Origin of the sequence: Corynebacterium sp. HMSC08A12 (assembly GCF_001807485.1) — a bacterium.
Taxonomy (GTDB): Bacteria; Actinomycetota; Actinomycetes; order Mycobacteriales; family Mycobacteriaceae; genus Corynebacterium; species Corynebacterium evansiae.
Window position 1 is genome coordinate 39,599 of sequence record NZ_KV789189.1, and the last position, 16,847, is coordinate 56,445.

Sequence of the window (16,847 nt, forward strand, 5' to 3'; positions counted from 1 at the left end):
GGGAGCGGTGGTGAAAACAAGAAGTCCCCGAGAGGCTCTCGCAGTAAACCTCTCAGGGACGGTGTACGACTGGCGGGTTGATCAGGCCCGTAAATGCCAGCGTCTTGTGAAACACCCCTCACGGTGATTCGTCAACTATCATTGCACGGCCAAGCTCCTCAAAGCAACCCCGCCCGAGAGATTCCCCAGTTTTTCCTAAGAATTTGCCAGGGAGCGTCCAGCCGCTCCCAGTTGAGCTAGACCCAGCGCCAAGTGACGGTGCGTGCGTCCGCAGCCGAAGCTTCAGGATTTGCCGGGTCAGCGGTGCTTTCCACGCCACCGACAGTGCCGCCCACGCTACTCCGGTCGATCTGCACGTCAAGCACCTTGTCGCTTAGGGGCTCCACCACTCCGCGACCCCATTCGGCCACTACGACCACGTCGTCAATGTCCGCGTCAATGTCCAAGCTCTCCAGGGCGTCAAGCACCTCGTTGCGGTCAATGTGGCGCCCCGGCTCGATGCCCTCCTCCACGTCCGCGCCCAGCAGGCGGTAGGCGTCCATGTGCAACAGCCCCACCCCGCGCTGCCCGGCGCGGTGAGTCCGCACGATGGTGAACGTCGGCGACTGCACGCGCCCCTTCACTCCCAGACCAGCGGCCAGCCCCTGGGTCAGGGTCGTCTTGCCCGCACCCAGCGGACCGGAAAGCACCACAACGGTCCCGGCATCCAGCTGCTTGCCCAGCTGCTCGCCGAGAGCCCGCATGTCATCGGCAGTCGCAGCAGCGCAGGAACCGTCGGCGGAGAAATCCGGGCGGCCACCCTTAAATACCTTCTTGACCCTCGGCCCCCGCGGCATCGTCAGCACTTCGTAGCTAATCGTGCCCGCCAGCTCCGCGAACTCGTCTGCACTGTTGCCACCCTCGCCGAAGATCACCGCCCAATCGCCCGGCTTCACGTCCGTTTCACCATCGGCAGCACTGGCAGCAGCATTGTCGACTGGCCCTAGCTCTACGACAATCTGGTCCATGCACACCCGTCCGATCTGCGGGTATGCCTTCCCGTTGATCGTTACCTGCATCTGCCCGGACACGCTTCGCGGCAGCCCGTCAGCGTAGCCGAGCGCCACTACGGCGGTGCGGGTATCGCGCTGCGCCCGCCAGGTGTGGCTGTAGCTCACGCCCTCGCCTTCGGGCACGACGCGAGTCGTGGTCACACGGGCGCGCAGTGTCATCGCCGCCTTTAGTTCAACGCCCACGCCGATTGGGTCGATGCCGTATAGTCCGACGCCCGGTCGCACCAGCTCATAGGCGAGATCAGGACGGTGCAACGTAGCCGGTGTGTTTGCAATGTGATTGCGGGACACCCGCAGCCCACAGGAACGGCAGAACTCGATAGCTTCTGCGAAGCGGGCGGCCTGCAGGTCGTTCGCTGCCGACTTGGGGTCGTCGGCGCTGGCCATGTGGGTCATCACGCCGGTGACTTCCACCAGTTCCGTCTTGGATGCCAGCAGCTCAACAGTTTCCCGCCACTCGGCGGGGCTCACCCCGGAGCGGGAAAGACCGGTATCCACCATGAGAGTCACTCGCACAGGGCCACTGACCTGCGCCTCCTGTTGCGCCTTTTCGGCCTGATCCACCAAGGAACGCGCGTGCGCCAGCGAGGGCACGCCAACGTTAATATCCGCGGCGAATACCTCCGCCAGGCCCTCATCGGGTGTCCACATCCAGGCAGTGATCGGCGCGGAAGCGTAGCGCTCCCCCAGTCCCCCAAGAATCTCGCGCAAATGCAGAGCCTCCCCCAGTGTGGCCACACCCAGCTCTTCCACTCCCGCGTCCAGCATTGCGGGCGCCACCACGTCGACCCCGTGGTTGTACGCATCGGCCTTCACAACGGCCAGCACCCCGGCGGGAGCCGCCGCCTCCCGGAACACACGCACATTGTGCGCGATGGCATCCAGGTCAACGACTAGTTCCGCAAGGTGACGATCCGACATGTTCATAACCTTAGCCACCCCTCCTGGGATTCCAGGAAAAGGGCACGGCAGGGGGCGTCACTAAGAAAGAGCCCCGAACTATTCGACGGTGACGGACTTGGCCAGGTTGCGTGGCTTGTCGATGTCCTGGTTGCCGCACTGGCGCGCGATGTCGGCGGCCAGGAACTGCAGCGGCACCGTGGACAGCAGCGGCTGCATCAGCGACGTGGTACCCGGAATCTCCAGCAGCCAGTTGGCGTACGGGCGCACGGCCTCATCGCCCTCTTCCGCAATAACGATGGTCTTCGCACCGCGGGCGCGGATCTCCTGGATATTGGACACGATCTTGGAGTGCAGCACCGGGCGGCCGTTCGGGCTAGGTACGACAACGACGACGGGCAGGTCGTCCTCGATCAGGGCGATCGGGCCGTGCTTCAGCTCGCCGGCGGCGAAGCCCTCCGCGTGAATGTAGGCCAACTCCTTCAGCTTCAGCGCGCCCTCGAGAGCGACTGGGAAGCCCACGTGGCGGCCTAGGAACAGCATGGTCTTCACCGGGCCAAGCTCCTCGGCCAGCTGCAGGATCTGGTCACGCAGGCCGAGTGTCTTCTCGATCTTCTCCGGCAGCGCCTCCAGGGCGTAATAGATCTCCGCGATCTCATCGGCGTACTTGGTGCCACGAGCCTGAGCCAGGGCCAGGCCCACCAGGTAGTTGGCGGCGACCTGCGCCAGGAAAGCCTTCGTGGAAGCCACGCCGATCTCGGGGCCGGCGTGGGTGTACAGCACGGCATCGGACTCGCGCGGGATCTGCGAACCGTTGGTGTTGCAGACGGCCAGCACGCGGGCGCCCTGCATCTTCGCGTGGCGCACGGCCTCCAGCGTGTCGGCGGTCTCGCCGGACTGGGAAACGGCCACGACGAGGGTGCGCTGGTCCAGCACCGGGTCGCGGTAGCGGAACTCGCTGGCGACCTCGATCTCTACGGGCAGGCGGACCCAGTGCTCGATGGCGTACTTGGCCAGCAGGCCGGAGTGGTAAGCCGAGCCACAGGCAACGACGAAGACCTTTTCCACTCCGCGCAGGTCCTCGTCGGACAGGCGCTGCTCGTCCAGCACGATATGGCGGCCGTCGAAGTGGCCGGCTAGGGTGTCGCGGACCGCGGCGGGCTGCTCGTGGATTTCCTTCATCATGAAGGAATCAAAGCCGTCCTTCTGCGCGGCGTCCAGGTCCCAGTCGATGGTGAAGGGCTTGCCCTCCACCGGGTTGCCGTCGAAGTCGTAGATGTCGTAGGAATCGGCGGTGATGACCACCGCGTTGTCCTGGCCCAGCTCCACAGCATTCTTGGTGCGGTCGATGAAGGCCGCCACGTCGGAGCCGAGGAACATTTCGCCCTCGCCCACGCCGACGATCAGCGGGGTGGAGCGGCGACCCGCGACGATGGTGCCCGGGTGGTCGTCGTGGACGAACAGAACGGTGAACGCGCCGTCCAGGCGGGAAAGAACCTTCAGTGCGGAGGCCTGGAAGTCGCCCGCGGTCTCGCCTTCGTTGTAGGCGAGCGCCAGCAGGTGTGCTGCAACCTCGGAGTCGGTCTCGGATTCCAGCTCGATGCCGGCGGCCTCGATCTCCGCGCGCAGGGTGGAGAAGTTCTCGATGATGCCGTTGTGGACGATGGCGGCCTTGCCGTCGAAGGAACGGTGCGGGTGTGCGTTTACGTCGTTCGGGCGACCGTGGGTTGCCCAGCGGGTGTGGCCGATACAGGTAGAGCCGTGGAAGGAATCGCGACCGACCTCATCGATGCGGTCGATGAGGTTTTGCAGTTTGCCTTCCTTCTTTTCGAGGTGCAGGGAACCCTGCTCGACAACTGCGATGCCAGCGGAATCGTATCCGCGGTATTCCATTCGCTCCAGCGCATCCAACCCGATTTGGAGGGCCTCGGAGTCACCTACGTAGCCAACAATTGCACACATGCCTCTGACGATACACAATGGCTTGTCCGTTTCGGTAAGCTGTGGGGCTGTGGCAGATAAGATGAAGAACCTGATTACTCGTTTGGGCAAGCGTGGCCCGCACCGCGTGATGGTCGGTGACCTGAACTTCGCTGGTATTCCGGGGCGCGTTTACACCCCGGCGGAAGGCAACGGCATCCCCGGCATCGCTTTCGGGCACGACTGGCGTGTCGGCGTGGATGCGTACCACGCGACGCTGCGCCACCTGGCCAGCTGGGGGTTCGCAGTGGCGGCGCCGGATACGGAGAAGGGCCTCTCCCCGAACCACCGGGGTTTTGCCGCTGACTTGGAGACCGCGCTGCAGATCCTGGCTGGTGTGCGCCTGGGCAACGGCAACGTCACAGTGCAGCCGAACGAGCTTTACCTGGCTGGCCACGGCATGGGGGCTTCGGCTGCCGTGCTGGCTGCGACGGGCCGCCGCCACCGTAGCGAGCTGAAGGGCTACGATACTGAGCCCACCATCAATGGTGTGATGGCCGTGTACCCAGCGGATACTTCCCCGGATGCGACGGAGGCCGCGAAGTATGTGAAGGCTCCGGGTCTGGTGCTGGAGGCTGGCCGTTTGGGCGAGACCCCGATGGGTAACGCCAAGCGCATGGCCGCCCACTGGGGCGGGGACGTTGTCTACCGTGAGCTGCTGGGTGCTTCCTCCAGTGGCTTCCACGAGAAGTATGGCCGCAACTTTGCTCTGGGCGCCGGCCTGCCTCAGTTCAGCCAGCAAGAGCTGGCTCGCGGCCTGATGACTGGCTTCGTTCTGGCCGAGGATGAGAAGAAGTACGCCTCCTTCCGCGATAGCCACGCCGAGCTGAAGAAGACCCGCACCGCCACCCAGCACGAGCTGTACAAGAACCTGCCGGAGAACGTGGATCTGGACGAGCGCCTGGCGGAGATCTTCTAGGGCTCAGATTCTAAGAGTTCGACCTCTTTAATCTAGCTCTTCAAGCTAGGCCTGTTAGTCGAAGATCCGTCCGCGCACTCCGCGGGCGCCAGTGCTCGCGGTCGCGTTCACATTTGCGCTCGCATTTCCGACTGTCTTATTTGCCTTGTCCCCCTGAGCCTTCTTGGCCTCCTCGAGTTGGCGTGTGCATTCCTTGAGGGTTTCCTCGAACTCACGCACCGATTCCTCTACTTCTGCCATGTAGTCGTCGACGATGCGCTGGTAACGCTCTGTTAGTTCTTCCCTACTGGTCACCACTCACCGCTCCTTTCGATATTGACGCCCACTGCCGCAGCCCCCGCAGCAGCCAATTCCACAGAGGCGCCTGTCATTTCAATGGATGCAGCTCCCGCTGCCGATACCCACACGTCCGGAGTCCACTGCTTAGAGGGCGCCGGCTGCGGCTTTGGATGATTCTCCACATTTGGCTCCGGTGCAGGTTCCTGGCTGGGTGCTGCGGGCGTGATCGGTTCGCCCTTCGTATCGCTTGACGGCGGTGTTGGTGCCTTGTGCTCAGGTTTCGGTTCTTCGCATTGCTGCGGTGGTTCCGGCTTCGGCTCCGGTTTCGGCTCGGGCTTCTGCTCCTCACAGGGCTCAGATGGTTCCGGTTCCGGCTCTAGCTTCGGCTCTGGCTGTGGGTTTCCAACCGGCTTCTGCTCCACCTCCTGCTCTGACTTTTCACAGTGCTCCGCCGGCTCGGGCTTAGGTTCCGGTTTCGGCTCCGGCTCGCACTCTTCCTTGTGCTCAACCTGTTCGGTTGGTGGAGCTGGCTCCGGCTCAGGTTCCGGTTCCGGACACGGCTCCGGCTTCGGCTCCGGGCACGGCTCAGGTTCTGGCGTTGGTTCCGGCGCCGGCTCCGGGGCAGAAGCTGGACAGTGATCCGCCGGTGGAGCCAGCGCCTCCGTCGCACAGTGCACGATCTGCTCCCACAGCCTCACCGCCCCCTCGACGTTGATCTGCAGAGAGCCAGCCAGCGGAGGAGCCAGAGGCGCCGGTGGAGCAGGCGGCGGAGGCGGCGGCACCAAGGACTGCGCGGGCATAGGCGGCGGTGCAGGCGCGGGCTCTGGGGCTGGCACAGGTGCAGGCGCGGGCGCCGGCTGCGGCGCCTGAGCCATAGCCGTCTGTGTGACCACCTGAGCCGCCGCCTGTGGAGTGGGGTGCTGTGCAGCCCCCGTCTCACACGGTTGCTCGACCGCCGGAGGGGGCGTCACTACCTTCTTCGGCGCTGGGCAATCACCTTCCGGGGCCTTTACAGGCTCCGGGCACTTGGTCTCGGCAGGCTTGGGATCCTGACAGACCGGCTTGTCCGAATTGCCGGGCTCGGCGGCGGGCTTCGCATCGCGGATCAGCTGATCCATGGTTGTATCCAGGCAATTGTTGCGGCTGCGCAGAATGTCCTCCGAGAGCTTCCCCGCCAGCTTCGCCAGCAGATCTAGCAACGGCTTACCACCATTGATCAGGCCAATCGCAGCCATGCCGAAAAGCTCCAACTTCTCGGCAATATCCTCGATCAGACTCACCGAGTTCTCCGAGGTCGTGCCCATAATCTCAGCGGTATCCCGCACCGCCACACAACGATCCTGCACGCAGTGTTCGTGGTTCAGCTGCTCCTTCCCCGCCTTCTCCGTCGCCGTCCCCGGCTGTGCATCGCCCGTGCCCCTCAGGCTGTCTTTCACGCACGCCTCTGCGGCCAGCTCCGGCGCCTGTTGTTTCTGGTTGCTCGCCGGCCCAAGCGACGTAAGGATCGTCTCTGGGTTCATGCCGTTGGTAAATGACGCCGCAGCCTTCGCCCCCTCCACGTCAGCGCCAAAGCCGGCCATCACAGCGAGCGCAGCGTTCAGCCGGAGGTCCAGAGAGCCCGTCATGCCCAGCCACCCCCTGCGTTCAGGCTGGCGGAGTTTTCCTGCTCGGCCTGCCCCACGCGATCCACCAGCCCCGTCAGGTCTTCACCTGCCTGGGCGAGCCGGCGGGCGTAATTCACCCGCACGTTATGCCCCTGATCAACCAGATCCAGAAACTGCTGCGCCTTAGCCTGCAGCCCCGTGCCGAACGCGGCCACCGGCACGCTCGGCCGGTTGCCATCCAAATGATTCGCCCAGCTCAGCTGCGCATCGCGCAACTCCGCCACCCGATCGGCGGCGGGCACTGGATCTATGTGTAACTCTCCCACGGTCTCATCCCCCTTCGAACTCCCCTGCAGCGCTCAGCACTAATGTCCCGCACAAGCGCCTCACACAAGCGCTTCGCGCTGCACAACAAAACATCCGCACAGTTAGACTGCGCGGATGTTAAAAAGGTTCGCCGGAATTTCCGGGGGTCTTGGGGCTGTCGTGAGAGTGTGCGCCTAAACCTCCGCCACCACGGCTGCGAGCTTCCCCGCGATGCGACGGGCCGTGCCCGGATCGGCGGCCTCCACCATCACGCGGAACAGCTCCTCGGTGCCGGAAGGGCGCAGTAGCACGCGGCCAGCGTCGCCCAGATCCTCCTCCGCCTTGGCGATGGCCTCGACCACGCGCTCGTCGTCGGCGATCACGGATTTATCCGCCACCGGCACATTGATCAGCGTCTGCGGCAGAACCGTCATAACGCTGGCCAGTTCGGACAGCGGCTTGCCGGTCTGCGCCATGCGCGCCATCAACGTCAGTCCCGTCAGGGTGCCGTCGCCGGTGGTAGCGTGCTCGGAGATGATGACGTGGCCGGACTGCTCGCCGCCCAGCGAAAGATCAGAGGCCAGCAGCTCAGCCAGCACGTAACGATCGCCCACCTGCGTCTCCAGCACCTTGATGCCGTTGGCCCGCATGGCCAGCTTCATGCCGAGGTTGGACATGACGGTGGCCACCAGGGTGTTCTGCTTCAGCTCCCCGTTTTCCTTCATCGCCACGGCCAGGATCGCCATGATCTGATCGCCGTCTACGACATTGCCCTCGGAATCCACGGCCAGGCAACGGTCCGCATCACCGTCGTGAGCCAGGCCCAGATCCGCCTGGTGCTCCAGCACGGCCTTCTGTAGAACTTCGATGTGAGTGGAGCCCACCCCATCGTTGATATTGAAACTATTCGGGCGGCTGTGGATCGCCACAACGTCCGCGCCGGCCTGGCGGTAGGCCTCCGGGGCGGCAGTGGAGGCCGCGCCGTTGGCACAGTCCACCACCACGCGGATGCCATCCAGCGGGTGGTTAATCGCCGTGCCGACATGAGCCAGGTAGCGCTCCAGGGCGTCGTTGGACTCATCCAGGATGCGGCCGATCGCCGCGCCGGTTGGGCCCGTCTCGGGCAGCTCCAGCATGGTGGCTTCGATCTCGTCCTCCACGTCGTCCTGCAGCTTGCGGCCACCGGCAGCGAAGAACTTAATGCCATTGTCCGGCATGGGGTTGTGGGAGGCGGAGATCATCACGCCCATGTCGGCGCCGAAGTCGTCGGTGAGGAAGGCTACGGCAGGCGTCGGGATCACACCAACATCCAACACGTCCACACCCTGCGAGGCCATGCCCGCCGACAGAGCGGCCGTCAACATCTCCCCCGATACGCGCGGATCGCGGCCCACCACAGCGGTCGGGCGGCGGCCACCCACTTCCTCCTTGGATACCAACACGCGCGCGGCGGCGGCACCCAGCTTCATCGCCAGCGGCGCGGTCAGCTTCCTGTTCGCCAGGCCGCGCACACCATCAGTTCCGAACAATTTACCCATAGGGCGAGATCTTACCCGGCCACCCCGCAGGTCGGGCGGGTGCCACTCCCGCGGGCAGGCAATTGATCTGAAAGCCAGACAAAAGGGAAACCCCCACGTCCCAACCGAAAAGTGATCGGCTGGGGCGTGGGGGCGTCGCCACCAAAAAAGATGGAGCGATTTAACGCTTGGAGTACTGCGGTGCGCGACGTGCCTTGTGCAGGCCGGCCTTCTTACGCTCCACGGCGCGAGCGTCGCGGGTCAGGAAGCCAGCGCGCTTCAGGTCGGTGCGCTCTGCCGGGTTGTACTTGTTCAGTGCGCGGGCGATAGCCAGGCGGAAAGCACCAGCCTGGCCGGAGGGGCCGCCACCGTTCAGGTTGGCCTGGATGTCGAACTGGTTCTCGCGGTCCAGCAGGACCAGCGGAGCCTTGATCAGCTGCTGGTGCAGCTTGTTCGGGAAGTAGTCCTCCAGGGAACGGCCGTTGCACAGGAACTCGCCGGAGCCCGGAACCATGCGGACGCGGACGACGGCCTCCTTGCGGCGGCCAACGGTCTGGATGGTGCCCTCGAAGACGACCGGCTCAGCCTCAACCTGCTCAGCCTCGTCCTCGGAAGCGATGGAGTCACCGATGGTGGCAACGAACTCTTCGTTCACTGCGTCGGTAGCGGTGTACTCGCCCTCGAAGTTCTCCTCGACAGCAGCGTTCTGCTCGTCGGTTACGTTCTCGTTGTACTCAGTCATTACTGTGCCACCTGCTTGATCTCGTAGGTCTCAGGCTTCTGGGCCTCGAAAGTGTGCTCCGGGCCAGCGAAGACGCGAAGCTTCTTGATGGACGCGCGGGACAGCTTGTTGTGCGGCATCATGCCCTTGACTGCCTCCTCGATGACGCGCTCCGGGTGCAGCTCCAAGGAACGACCCAGGGACATGGTCTTCAGACCACCCGGGTAGCCGGAGTGACGGTAGCGCATCTCACGCTCGCGCTTGTTGGAGGAAATGTGGACCTTGTCCGCATTGATGATGATGACGTTGTCGCCGCAGTCAACGTTTGGTGCGAAGTAGGGCTTCTTCTTGCCGCGCAGCAGGTCAGCTGCGGTAACAGCAAGACGACCCAGCACCACGTCGGTGGCGTCGATGACGTACCACTTACGGGTGATGTCACCGCTCTTCGGGTGGAAAGTAGTCACAGGGGACTCCTTAAAGTCTTGATCTTGGAACTGCCAGCCAGATGAACACTTAAACGTGAAGTACGTGAGTGCTTCTGCGGCGGCCGGTTGGGACCCGCAGAAATGCATGCGCCCGGGCAGGCCGGGCACTGTGCACACAACCCTTGGGAGTTTAGTGCAGGTTGGCGCGCAGACCAAAACGCCTACCTGGGCGCGCGAGCTGGTCGCCGCCAACGTTGCACAGTAAAGAACCCCGGCTTTAGCTCTCCCCTGCCATTGGGGAGGGCGAGCCGGGGCTCTGTCGCTGAGTCCTTGTTGTTACTTACGGACGTCGCCGTCAAGGTTGGAGTCGATCTGCTCCTTGCGGACCTCTTCGGTGTGACGCTCGGTCTCGGTGATCTGCTCCTTGTTCAGGGATACCTTCTCCACCGGGACGGTCTCCTTGTTCACAGAGACACGTTCTTCGTTCAGGGTGACAGAGGCTTCCTGACCAGCTTCGTCGATGTTGCCCTTGAGGTTAGCTGCTTCTTCCTCGGAGATCGGAGTGCGCTCGACGCGAACCTCTTCGCGGGTGACCGGAACCTCTACGGTCTCGGTGTCGGTGACTACGTACTTGCGCAGGCGAGCCTCGCCGGTCTGCACCTTGTCCTTCTGAACATTCAGGCGCTCCTCGGAGCGGATGATCTCGCCCTCATTGTTCACGGCAGCCTCGCGGTTGGCGGCGTCAGTGTTAGCAGCTTCGCGCTCGGTGGCACCCGCCTGGTCCGCGTTCGCACCTGCAACGCCTGCACCAGCAACACCTGCGCCTGCAGCACCCACGCCAGCGCCAGCAGTGGTGTTACCACCGGCAGCCTCGTGGCGATCCAGGGTGGAGCGCTCCTCGCCTGCATCCTTCGCGCCTGCATCCTGGTTGCCAGCGCCCTCGCCGTAACGGGTGGTGTCCTCAACATTGTCAAGGCCGTAGTGGCGGTAGATCTCGTTCTGCTGCTCCGGGGTCAGAGCCTGGTCAGCGTCGAAGTCCGGCGCGTCCTTGACGCGGTCCTTGGCGAAAGCCAGGTTCAGGTTCTCGCCGTCGAACTTGTGGCCGCGCATCGGAACCAGGCTGGAGTTCATGCCGAACAGGCCGTGGTTAACCTCAACGAAGGTGGGCTGGCCGGACTTGTCGTCAACGAAGATTTCCTTGACGCTGCCCAGCTTGTCGCCAGCGTTGTCGTATGCGGTTGCCTTGAAAAGATCCTTGATGTCGTTGCTCATTTTGTTAATAAATCCTTTCACCTTGTTGGTACGCAATACGGGGGTTTGTCTTGCTTGGTGAGTACCAACAGTGGGGAATTACGTAGTGGTGTAACAACAGCAGTGGTGTAGCTGATTGTTGTCGTCTTTCCCGTACACAAAAGACGCTACGCATGGTTTTATTAACACTTCAACCAAAATGCTTTCCAATAGGCATGAAGCTAGATTTATCCACCCATTCTCCCAGGTCATTGCAAACATCACGATTGTGTCAAGTTTTCTAGCACTGCAACCCGCCCGCTTATTCCACAACGCGAGGCGTCAATTAAAGAAAAATCTCAGGCTCCCCTTTTCCATTTCAAAGGGGGCCTGAGAATATGACGGGAGAAGATTGTTTAGCTGGCTTTATGCCCAGCTATTTGCTGCATTGGTGTTGATTTCACTCATGCGATCATTTGCCTGGCGGACGGTGCGGGCGATCTGCCCCAGCACCTCGTTGATCTCCTGTGCGGAGTCATCCCACTTCTTCTGAGCAGCTTGGTAGCTGTCGGAGGCCGCGCCCTCCCACTCGCTAACCATCGGCTGCAGATCGCGCTTGAGGTCTCCCAGCAGACCGTTGATAGTGCCGTTGCCACGGTTGATGTCATCCGCAGCATTGGCGATTTGTGCAAAGTTGTACTGAATCATTCCTGTCCCCTTCTGTAATGAATTCTGTAATGAATCTCTTGTGGGTCCAACGGACCCGGGTTAGGCGTTGAAAGCTGCCGCGTTGTCCACGTCAGTGGTATCGAAGTCGCCTGCGTTGGCGCGGATGTTGTCCGCGATGCTCTGCAGTGCCTCGTTGAGCTTCCGCGCGTTCTCGTCCCAGCGCTCCATCAGCGAGTGGAAGGAGACCTGAGCCTGCCCCTTCCAGCTGCCGGAAACGTCGTCCACAACGCCTCGCAGTCGGCTGAGCTCGCCCTGGACCTCGTCCTTCACACGGTCGACGTTGTTCGCCGCCTGGTTCATCGTGCTGACATCTGTTTTAAAGCTCATGCCTTAAAATCCCCCTGTTGAAAATTCTGCAATCTTTCGATCATGTCGCCGGGTATCCCCTTGAAAACCCTGTTGAAGGCGCCATCGTAAGGGTTATACTCGCCGTCCTGCGAAAAGGTTCACGGTAGTCCCCACATTTCATGCTTTCCCCTATTTTTCCGGACGCGCCGTCTCCACAAATTCCTGGCACACCTTTTCCCTCTGCTCATTCCACTGCCGGTACTGGCAGCCCACTGAGATCTGATGCCCGTCCACCAGCCGCACGTGCCACAGGGTCGTCGAACTCGGATAGTTCTCCTCGTAACTCACCGGCTGGGTCGACACCACTGTCACCCCATCGTCGCTGCTGCTCACGTCGTTCAGCGCGCCGAGCATCGCCGCATCCATCTCCTCTTGTGTTTTCAGCGGCGTCTCCTTGGCCGCCACCAGCACGCGCATCCCCTCGTCGTCGCCGACGTATTCCTCCCGCGCACGAGTCGCACTACCTAAGCGCCACCCGTCCACGTTCACGCTGATCGGTATGTCCGCGCGCCGTGAACTCTGGTCGGCCGTGGTCACACCCCTCCTGCGCGGCTCGGGGAAGGGTTCGTCTGCAACGGGTTCCTCCGACTCGACACTCGAGTCACCCTGCACGCTCGCAGTGCTCTCGGTACTTCCAGTAATTCCAGTGCTTCCTGTACTTCCCGCACCATCGGCGCTAACCGTGTTCTCTGCTGCCTGCGAGTCGAACACCGTGAACGTCGCCACCAGCCCGCCGACGATAAACAGCGCCAAGGCGGCCAACGCCGCGGGCAGCCTGCGGTTGTCTTTTCTTTCTTCCTTTCTTATTGACGCCCCCTCCTCCACCTCCTGCCACTCATCCGTTTCCTCTACGGGCTCTGCTGCCCCGCTGTCTACCTCTCCGAGGCGAACGGGTTCGGCAAGGTTAAGGTGTTGCAGCTCCTGCTGCGCCAGCGCGAGCTCGCTGGCCACCCGCAGCACCATGTCGTTATCCACCAGCCGCGCACGCACGCCCATGATCCGCAGATAGTGCACAACCTGCACTGCAAAGGAACCGGTGACGAGAACGTCTACCTCCCGCAGTCCGATGCCCCAGGGGAACAGCTCGCGAGGCTCCGGCGGGTTCACCGCCGCAGCCTCCGGGTGTTCCTGCCTTTGTTCCAGCACCTCGCTGACCATCTCAAAGAGTTCAGAGAGCCTGCCAAGGCTCAGCCCGGAACGCTGGAACTCCACGTCGTCCATTGCGTCCGCTCTACTCACGGCACCCGCGGCGCTCGCAGTGCCCGTGGCCCCCGCTGCGCTATCGGCTCCCTCGTACTGCAAGTATCCCGGCCGTTGCATCTCGGCATCGCCGGTCACCACGAACCCCGTGGCCAGATCCGTCACCGTCATGCCACTGACCAGCACACCCGATTCCTGCAGCGCCAGCGCCTCGGCCAGCAGTCCCCGGGCTTCCCCAATCCTCTGATCTACCCTCATTTTCCCCACCCCGCTCATTACTCTCAATCGTTCCTAGTTACTCTCAACCGTTCTCAGTTCTGTTCCGCCGCTTCAGCCACGTGCACCGTCCAGGTTTCTTTGTGCACATAGGCGGCGCGCCCCTGTGGGCGTCGTACTAAACGAACCCCCGCGATCGGTCCATCCTCGCGCGGCGCAGAAAACAGCAACCACGCGCTCTGGTCGCGCATGGCCTGCGTCAACGGCTGATAGGCCGCGCGGGCGAACTGCCCCGAGCGGCGGCCAAGCACCAGGTGCAGACCAATGTCGGCGGCGTACGGCAACAGGGGAAGCAGCTGGTCGAGACCGGGATCGGCGTCCGCATCGTCGACCACCACGAATAGCTCCGGCCCGGACCACCAGGAGCGTTCCCGTAGCTGCTGCGGGGTCACGTCGCTGCCTGGAATGCGCTCCCGTAGCGTGGCAACCCAGTCGGCCAAGTCCGCGCGGAAGTCCTCCGGCACGCGGTAGCCCGCAACCCCCAGCAACCCGCGGCGCGTGTCCGTGACCAGGAACTCCGGCGGCTCGCCGGTGTGGCTGCGGGTGTCAGCGACGGATTGCATCACGGCGCGCAGAGCGGTCGTCACACCGCTGCCCGCCTGGCCAATGGCCACCAGGTGGGGGAAAGTACCCCGATCCCAGCGGACCGGATCCAGGCGCGGGCCGCCGATAGCGAATGCCTGCGGGTCGCCCAGCTCCTTCCAACCGATGCGCTCCGGCAGCACCCGCATGGCCACCTCCGTCTCGCCGCGACGGGCGCTTTCCATCCGCACGTGCTCGACGTCCTGCGCGGTGGAATCGGCAAACTGCACGTGCTTGCCACGGGGCGATACACCCCGGCCGGGCACGTCGGGCAGGGATTTCTGCGCATCGCGGAAATGTGCGTCTAGCGGAGTCATTCGCAGTTCGATCTGGCCGGTCAGCACGTCCCGCAGCGAGGGGCGGAAGTTCCACCGCAGTGCTGTGACCACCACGTGCAGGCCGCGCTCCAGCCCGGTGGTGGCCAGGCGGATGAGGCGCTGCTCCTCCTCGCCCGTCCCACCGCTGGCCGTCCCCACCTGGTCTAGCCCATCAATGATCAGCAGGCGCTGGCCCTCCGTCTGCTCCATCTCATCGAACAGGCGCGCCAACCCATCGGGCCCCACCACTGCCGCCACCTGCGGCAAACGCGCGAGATCCCGCAGGCCGCCGCCCGGGTCGAAGATGTACACGGGCCAGCCCGGCGAGCTGAGAACCCACCCCAACACCAGGCTGCGTACGGCCGTGGTCTTGCCCGTGCGCGGCTGACCGACGATCGCCCAATGCTTGCGGCGCAGGTCCACGTCCATCGGTACCTGCAGCCCCTCGAAGGGCAGGTCCTCCAGGCCGATGCGGGCCACGCCCGGCGCGCGGGGCTCCATGACCTCACTGGCGGGCAGGTCTTCCGGCAGCGGCGGCAGCCACACCGGGTTCTTATTCGGCCCCTCCAGCCGGTCGATCACCATCTGCATGGTGGTGGTCTCCGCCTCCACGGTGGAACCCAGCACCCGCACCAGCCGCTGGTCGCGGGGCAATTCCGGGCCGGAAACATAAGCCGAGTGGAAGCGCACCTTGTCCCCGGCGGAAAGGATCGCCGCGCCTGGGGTGGCGGGCAGCTCGTAGGCCTCGGTGGTGCCGATCAGCGCGCGGGATTCGGAAGCAGAGAACGTGCGCAGGGCAATGCGGTAGCTCAGGTGGGATTCCAGGCCGCGTAGGCGTCCCTCCTCCAGGCGCTGGGTGGCCAGCAGCAGGTGCATTCGCAGGCTGCGGCCCAGCCGACCGATCGCGGCGAACACCTCAGCGAACTCGGGCCGGGCGTGCAGCAACTCGGAGAACTCGTCCACCACGATAAACAGCGCCGGCATCTGGCCCGGGTAGGCGCGGTTGTATTCCGCCGCCGTAGTCAGGCCTGCGGCGCGGAGCTTTTCTTGACGCCGATGCATCTCCCCCAGCAAACTATCCTGCATTCGGTCGACCAGCCCCGCCTCCTCAGCCAGGTTGGTGATCAGCGCGGACGTGTGGGGCAGCCGATCCATTCCCAGGAAGCTGGCTCCACCCTTGAAGTCCACGAGCACGAAATTCAGCTCCTCCGGGCTGTGCTGGTGGGCGAAGCTAATCACTACGCTTTTCAACAGTTCCGACTTGCCGCTACCTGTCGCACCCACGCACAGGCCATGCGGGCCAATGCCTCCCAGGGCGGATTCCTTGATGTCCAGGTACACCGGCGCGCCAGAAAAGCCGATGGGTGCGCGCAAGTCCCCGCCCGGCAGTTCCAACAGTGACGTGCTGGATTTCACGGTGGACCTGGCGCGGCAGATCTGCGCCAGTTCCACCTCGCTGAGCTGGTCGGCCACTCCGAAGGGCACCCAGCCGTCGACGGTCCAGGCGCTTAGCAGGCACCCGCCGGCGGCATCGTCCACCTGCAGCAACAGGCCGTGACCTTTGGCGTTTTCCACCCACTCCTCGCTCGGGTCGGTAACCACCGCGCCGGCAACCACGGGGCTCTCGCCCGTGCAGAAGTGCACCTTGCGCGGCCCGTCGTGCGGCAGCCACTCCTCGAAAGGCCCGGTGATTCCGATGATGTCCGGGTCTTGCATCGCCAGTTGCGCCTGCATGGCGCGTGCCAGGCCAGCAGCCCCGTCGCCGAGCAGCACGATGCAGTGAAAGCTCGCCAGCTCCACGGACACCGGCGCTTCGATGGTGGCGTAGCGCAACGCGACCTCCCGCAGGCTCATAGCGCTGACCGGCTCCAGGTCCTCCGGCGGGGCGTTCACCGGCACCTCCAGTGGATCGTCCGGGGTCTGCACCGCGGTGCCGATGCGCACCACGCCCGGCTCGGCGGTTACGTCGGTGCCTGTGCGCACGTGCGTCCACAGTGCTTGCGGGTGCGGGTGAGCTGCCAGCATGCCCTGTAGCTGCTCGTCGTGGCTGCGCTGCACGCTGTCCTTCAGCGCGTCGATATGCCGGTGGAACGAGCGCCGCGTCTCGTCCACATTCGCCCCCGGCTGGAACATCATCGCCATGCTGCCCAGCATCATCAGCGGAAAGATGAAGCTGATCGGGTTGCGTCCAGAACCGGAAAGCACCATGGCGGCGACCATGCCCACCACCGCAACCAGCATGACGGCAGGCAACAGCAGCCTGATGAACGGTTGTTTGTCTTTCGGCAGCGTCGGCGGCGCCTGTGTTTGCATGGTGAAAAATCCCCCGGTTACCTGCTAGTCCCCAATCAATCCCCATCCAACCCCCTGGATGTGGTTTTTGATTCTAAACCTTCCCCGGACAACCCGCAGGGCAAGCGAGCTCGCCTCGCCTGGGTTACTATCTGTGCCGTGTAATAAAC

The 16,847-nt window shown here is 63.7% G+C and carries 14 protein-coding genes; 1 reads left to right on the plus strand and 13 read right to left on the minus strand.

Annotation, left to right across the window (positions count from 1 at the left end):
- Positions 1 to 236: 236 nt before the first annotated feature.
- Both alr and glmS read right to left on the minus strand, forming a co-directional pair.
- The gene (alr, locus tag HMPREF3166_RS08370) at positions 237 to 1,973 is read right to left on the minus strand and encodes an alanine racemase (protein WP_246816980.1); all 1,737 of its coding nucleotides are present in this window, start codon (positions 1,971 to 1,973) and stop codon (positions 237 to 239) included.
- A gap of 78 nt (positions 1,974 to 2,051) precedes the next feature.
- Positions 2,052 to 3,914, minus strand: coding sequence for a glutamine--fructose-6-phosphate transaminase (isomerizing) (gene glmS / locus HMPREF3166_RS08375; RefSeq protein ID WP_070488695.1), 1,863 nt, complete (start codon positions 3,912 to 3,914; stop codon positions 2,052 to 2,054).
- A gap of 61 nt (positions 3,915 to 3,975) precedes the next feature.
- Here glmS and HMPREF3166_RS08380 point away from each other — a divergent pair, with 61 nt between their 5' ends.
- The gene (locus tag HMPREF3166_RS08380; RefSeq protein ID WP_035003060.1) at positions 3,976 to 4,851 is read left to right on the plus strand and encodes a dienelactone hydrolase family protein; all 876 of its coding nucleotides are present in this window, start codon (positions 3,976 to 3,978) and stop codon (positions 4,849 to 4,851) included.
- Positions 4,852 to 4,905: 54 nt separating this feature from the next.
- Here the strand turns inward: HMPREF3166_RS08380 and HMPREF3166_RS08385 are convergent, their stop codons facing one another.
- The 11 genes from HMPREF3166_RS08385 to HMPREF3166_RS08435 form a co-directional block, all read right to left on the minus strand.
- On the minus strand, positions 4,906 to 5,145 hold the full coding sequence (locus tag HMPREF3166_RS08385) for a hypothetical protein (RefSeq protein WP_237746216.1): 240 nt from the start codon (positions 5,143 to 5,145) through the stop codon (positions 4,906 to 4,908).
- Entirely contained in the window at positions 5,142 to 6,755 is a 1,614-nt protein-coding gene (locus HMPREF3166_RS08390) for a hypothetical protein (protein ID WP_070488697.1), read from the minus strand. The genes HMPREF3166_RS08385 and HMPREF3166_RS08390 overlap by 4 nt, the downstream gene beginning before the upstream one ends.
- On the minus strand, positions 6,752 to 7,060 hold the full coding sequence (locus tag HMPREF3166_RS08395; protein WP_070488700.1) for a hypothetical protein: 309 nt from the start codon (positions 7,058 to 7,060) through the stop codon (positions 6,752 to 6,754). The genes HMPREF3166_RS08390 and HMPREF3166_RS08395 overlap by 4 nt, the downstream gene beginning before the upstream one ends.
- Before the next feature lie 174 nt (positions 7,061 to 7,234).
- Positions 7,235 to 8,578, minus strand: coding sequence for a phosphoglucosamine mutase (glmM, locus tag HMPREF3166_RS08400; RefSeq protein WP_035003055.1), 1,344 nt, complete (start codon positions 8,576 to 8,578; stop codon positions 7,235 to 7,237).
- Positions 8,579 to 8,738: 160 nt separating this feature from the next.
- Positions 8,739 to 9,299 carry a 30S ribosomal protein S9 gene (rpsI, locus tag HMPREF3166_RS08405; RefSeq protein WP_005291842.1) on the minus strand — a complete coding sequence of 187 codons (561 nt, stop codon included), beginning with the start codon at positions 9,297 to 9,299 and terminating at the stop codon, positions 8,739 to 8,741.
- Positions 9,299 to 9,742 (minus strand): 50S ribosomal protein L13, encoded by a 444-nt coding sequence (rplM, locus tag HMPREF3166_RS08410; protein WP_034984948.1) that lies wholly within the window; start codon positions 9,740 to 9,742, stop codon positions 9,299 to 9,301. Before rplM ends, rpsI begins: the two co-directional genes overlap by 1 nt.
- Before the next feature lie 297 nt (positions 9,743 to 10,039).
- Positions 10,040 to 10,975: a PRC and DUF2382 domain-containing protein gene (locus tag HMPREF3166_RS08415; protein ID WP_035003054.1), complete on the minus strand. Its 936-nt coding sequence runs from the start codon at positions 10,973 to 10,975 to the stop codon at positions 10,040 to 10,042.
- Positions 10,976 to 11,359: 384 nt separating this feature from the next.
- Complete coding sequence (locus tag HMPREF3166_RS08420; protein ID WP_034984950.1) at positions 11,360 to 11,641, minus strand: WXG100 family type VII secretion target; 282 nt, start codon at positions 11,639 to 11,641, stop codon at positions 11,360 to 11,362.
- A 60-nt stretch (positions 11,642 to 11,701) separates the two neighbouring features.
- A complete protein-coding gene (locus HMPREF3166_RS08425; RefSeq protein ID WP_070488703.1) occupies positions 11,702 to 11,989 on the minus strand; it encodes a WXG100 family type VII secretion target in 288 nt (95 codons plus the stop codon).
- Positions 11,990 to 12,139: 150 nt separating this feature from the next.
- The gene (locus HMPREF3166_RS08430; RefSeq protein WP_070488783.1) at positions 12,140 to 13,468 is read right to left on the minus strand and encodes a type VII secretion-associated protein; all 1,329 of its coding nucleotides are present in this window, start codon (positions 13,466 to 13,468) and stop codon (positions 12,140 to 12,142) included.
- Positions 13,469 to 13,521: 53 nt separating this feature from the next.
- Positions 13,522 to 16,698 carry an FtsK/SpoIIIE domain-containing protein gene (locus HMPREF3166_RS08435; RefSeq protein WP_070488706.1) on the minus strand — a complete coding sequence of 1,059 codons (3,177 nt, stop codon included), beginning with the start codon at positions 16,696 to 16,698 and terminating at the stop codon, positions 13,522 to 13,524.
- Positions 16,699 to 16,847 lie beyond the last annotated feature (149 nt).

Excerpts from the sequence above, each read along its gene's own strand:
- glmM (WP_035003055.1), bottom strand. The coding sequence starts at position 8,578 with ATGGGTAAATTGTTCGGAACTGATGGTGTGCGCGGCCTGGCGAACAGG.
- rpsI (WP_005291842.1), bottom strand. The coding sequence starts at position 9,299 with ATGACTGAGTACAACGAGAACGTAACCGACGAGCAGAACGCTGCTGTC.
- HMPREF3166_RS08425 (WP_070488703.1), bottom strand. The coding sequence starts at position 11,989 with ATGAGCTTTAAAACAGATGTCAGCACGATGAACCAGGCGGCGAACAAC.
- HMPREF3166_RS08390 (WP_070488697.1), bottom strand. The coding sequence starts at position 6,755 with ATGACGGGCTCTCTGGACCTCCGGCTGAACGCTGCGCTCGCTGTGATG.
- HMPREF3166_RS08380 (WP_035003060.1), top strand. The coding sequence starts at position 3,976 with ATGAAGAACCTGATTACTCGTTTGGGCAAGCGTGGCCCGCACCGCGTG.
- HMPREF3166_RS08420 (WP_034984950.1), bottom strand. The coding sequence starts at position 11,641 with ATGATTCAGTACAACTTTGCACAAATCGCCAATGCTGCGGATGACATC.
- HMPREF3166_RS08415 (WP_035003054.1), bottom strand. The coding sequence starts at position 10,975 with ATGAGCAACGACATCAAGGATCTTTTCAAGGCAACCGCATACGACAAC.
- HMPREF3166_RS08430 (WP_070488783.1), bottom strand. The coding sequence starts at position 13,468 with ATGAGGGTAGATCAGAGGATTGGGGAAGCCCGGGGACTGCTGGCCGAG.
- alr (WP_246816980.1), bottom strand. The coding sequence starts at position 1,973 with ATGTCGGATCGTCACCTTGCGGAACTAGTCGTTGACCTGGATGCCATC.
- glmS (WP_070488695.1), bottom strand. The coding sequence starts at position 3,914 with ATGTGTGCAATTGTTGGCTACGTAGGTGACTCCGAGGCCCTCCAAATC.
- HMPREF3166_RS08435 (WP_070488706.1), bottom strand. The coding sequence starts at position 16,698 with ATGCAAACACAGGCGCCGCCGACGCTGCCGAAAGACAAACAACCGTTC.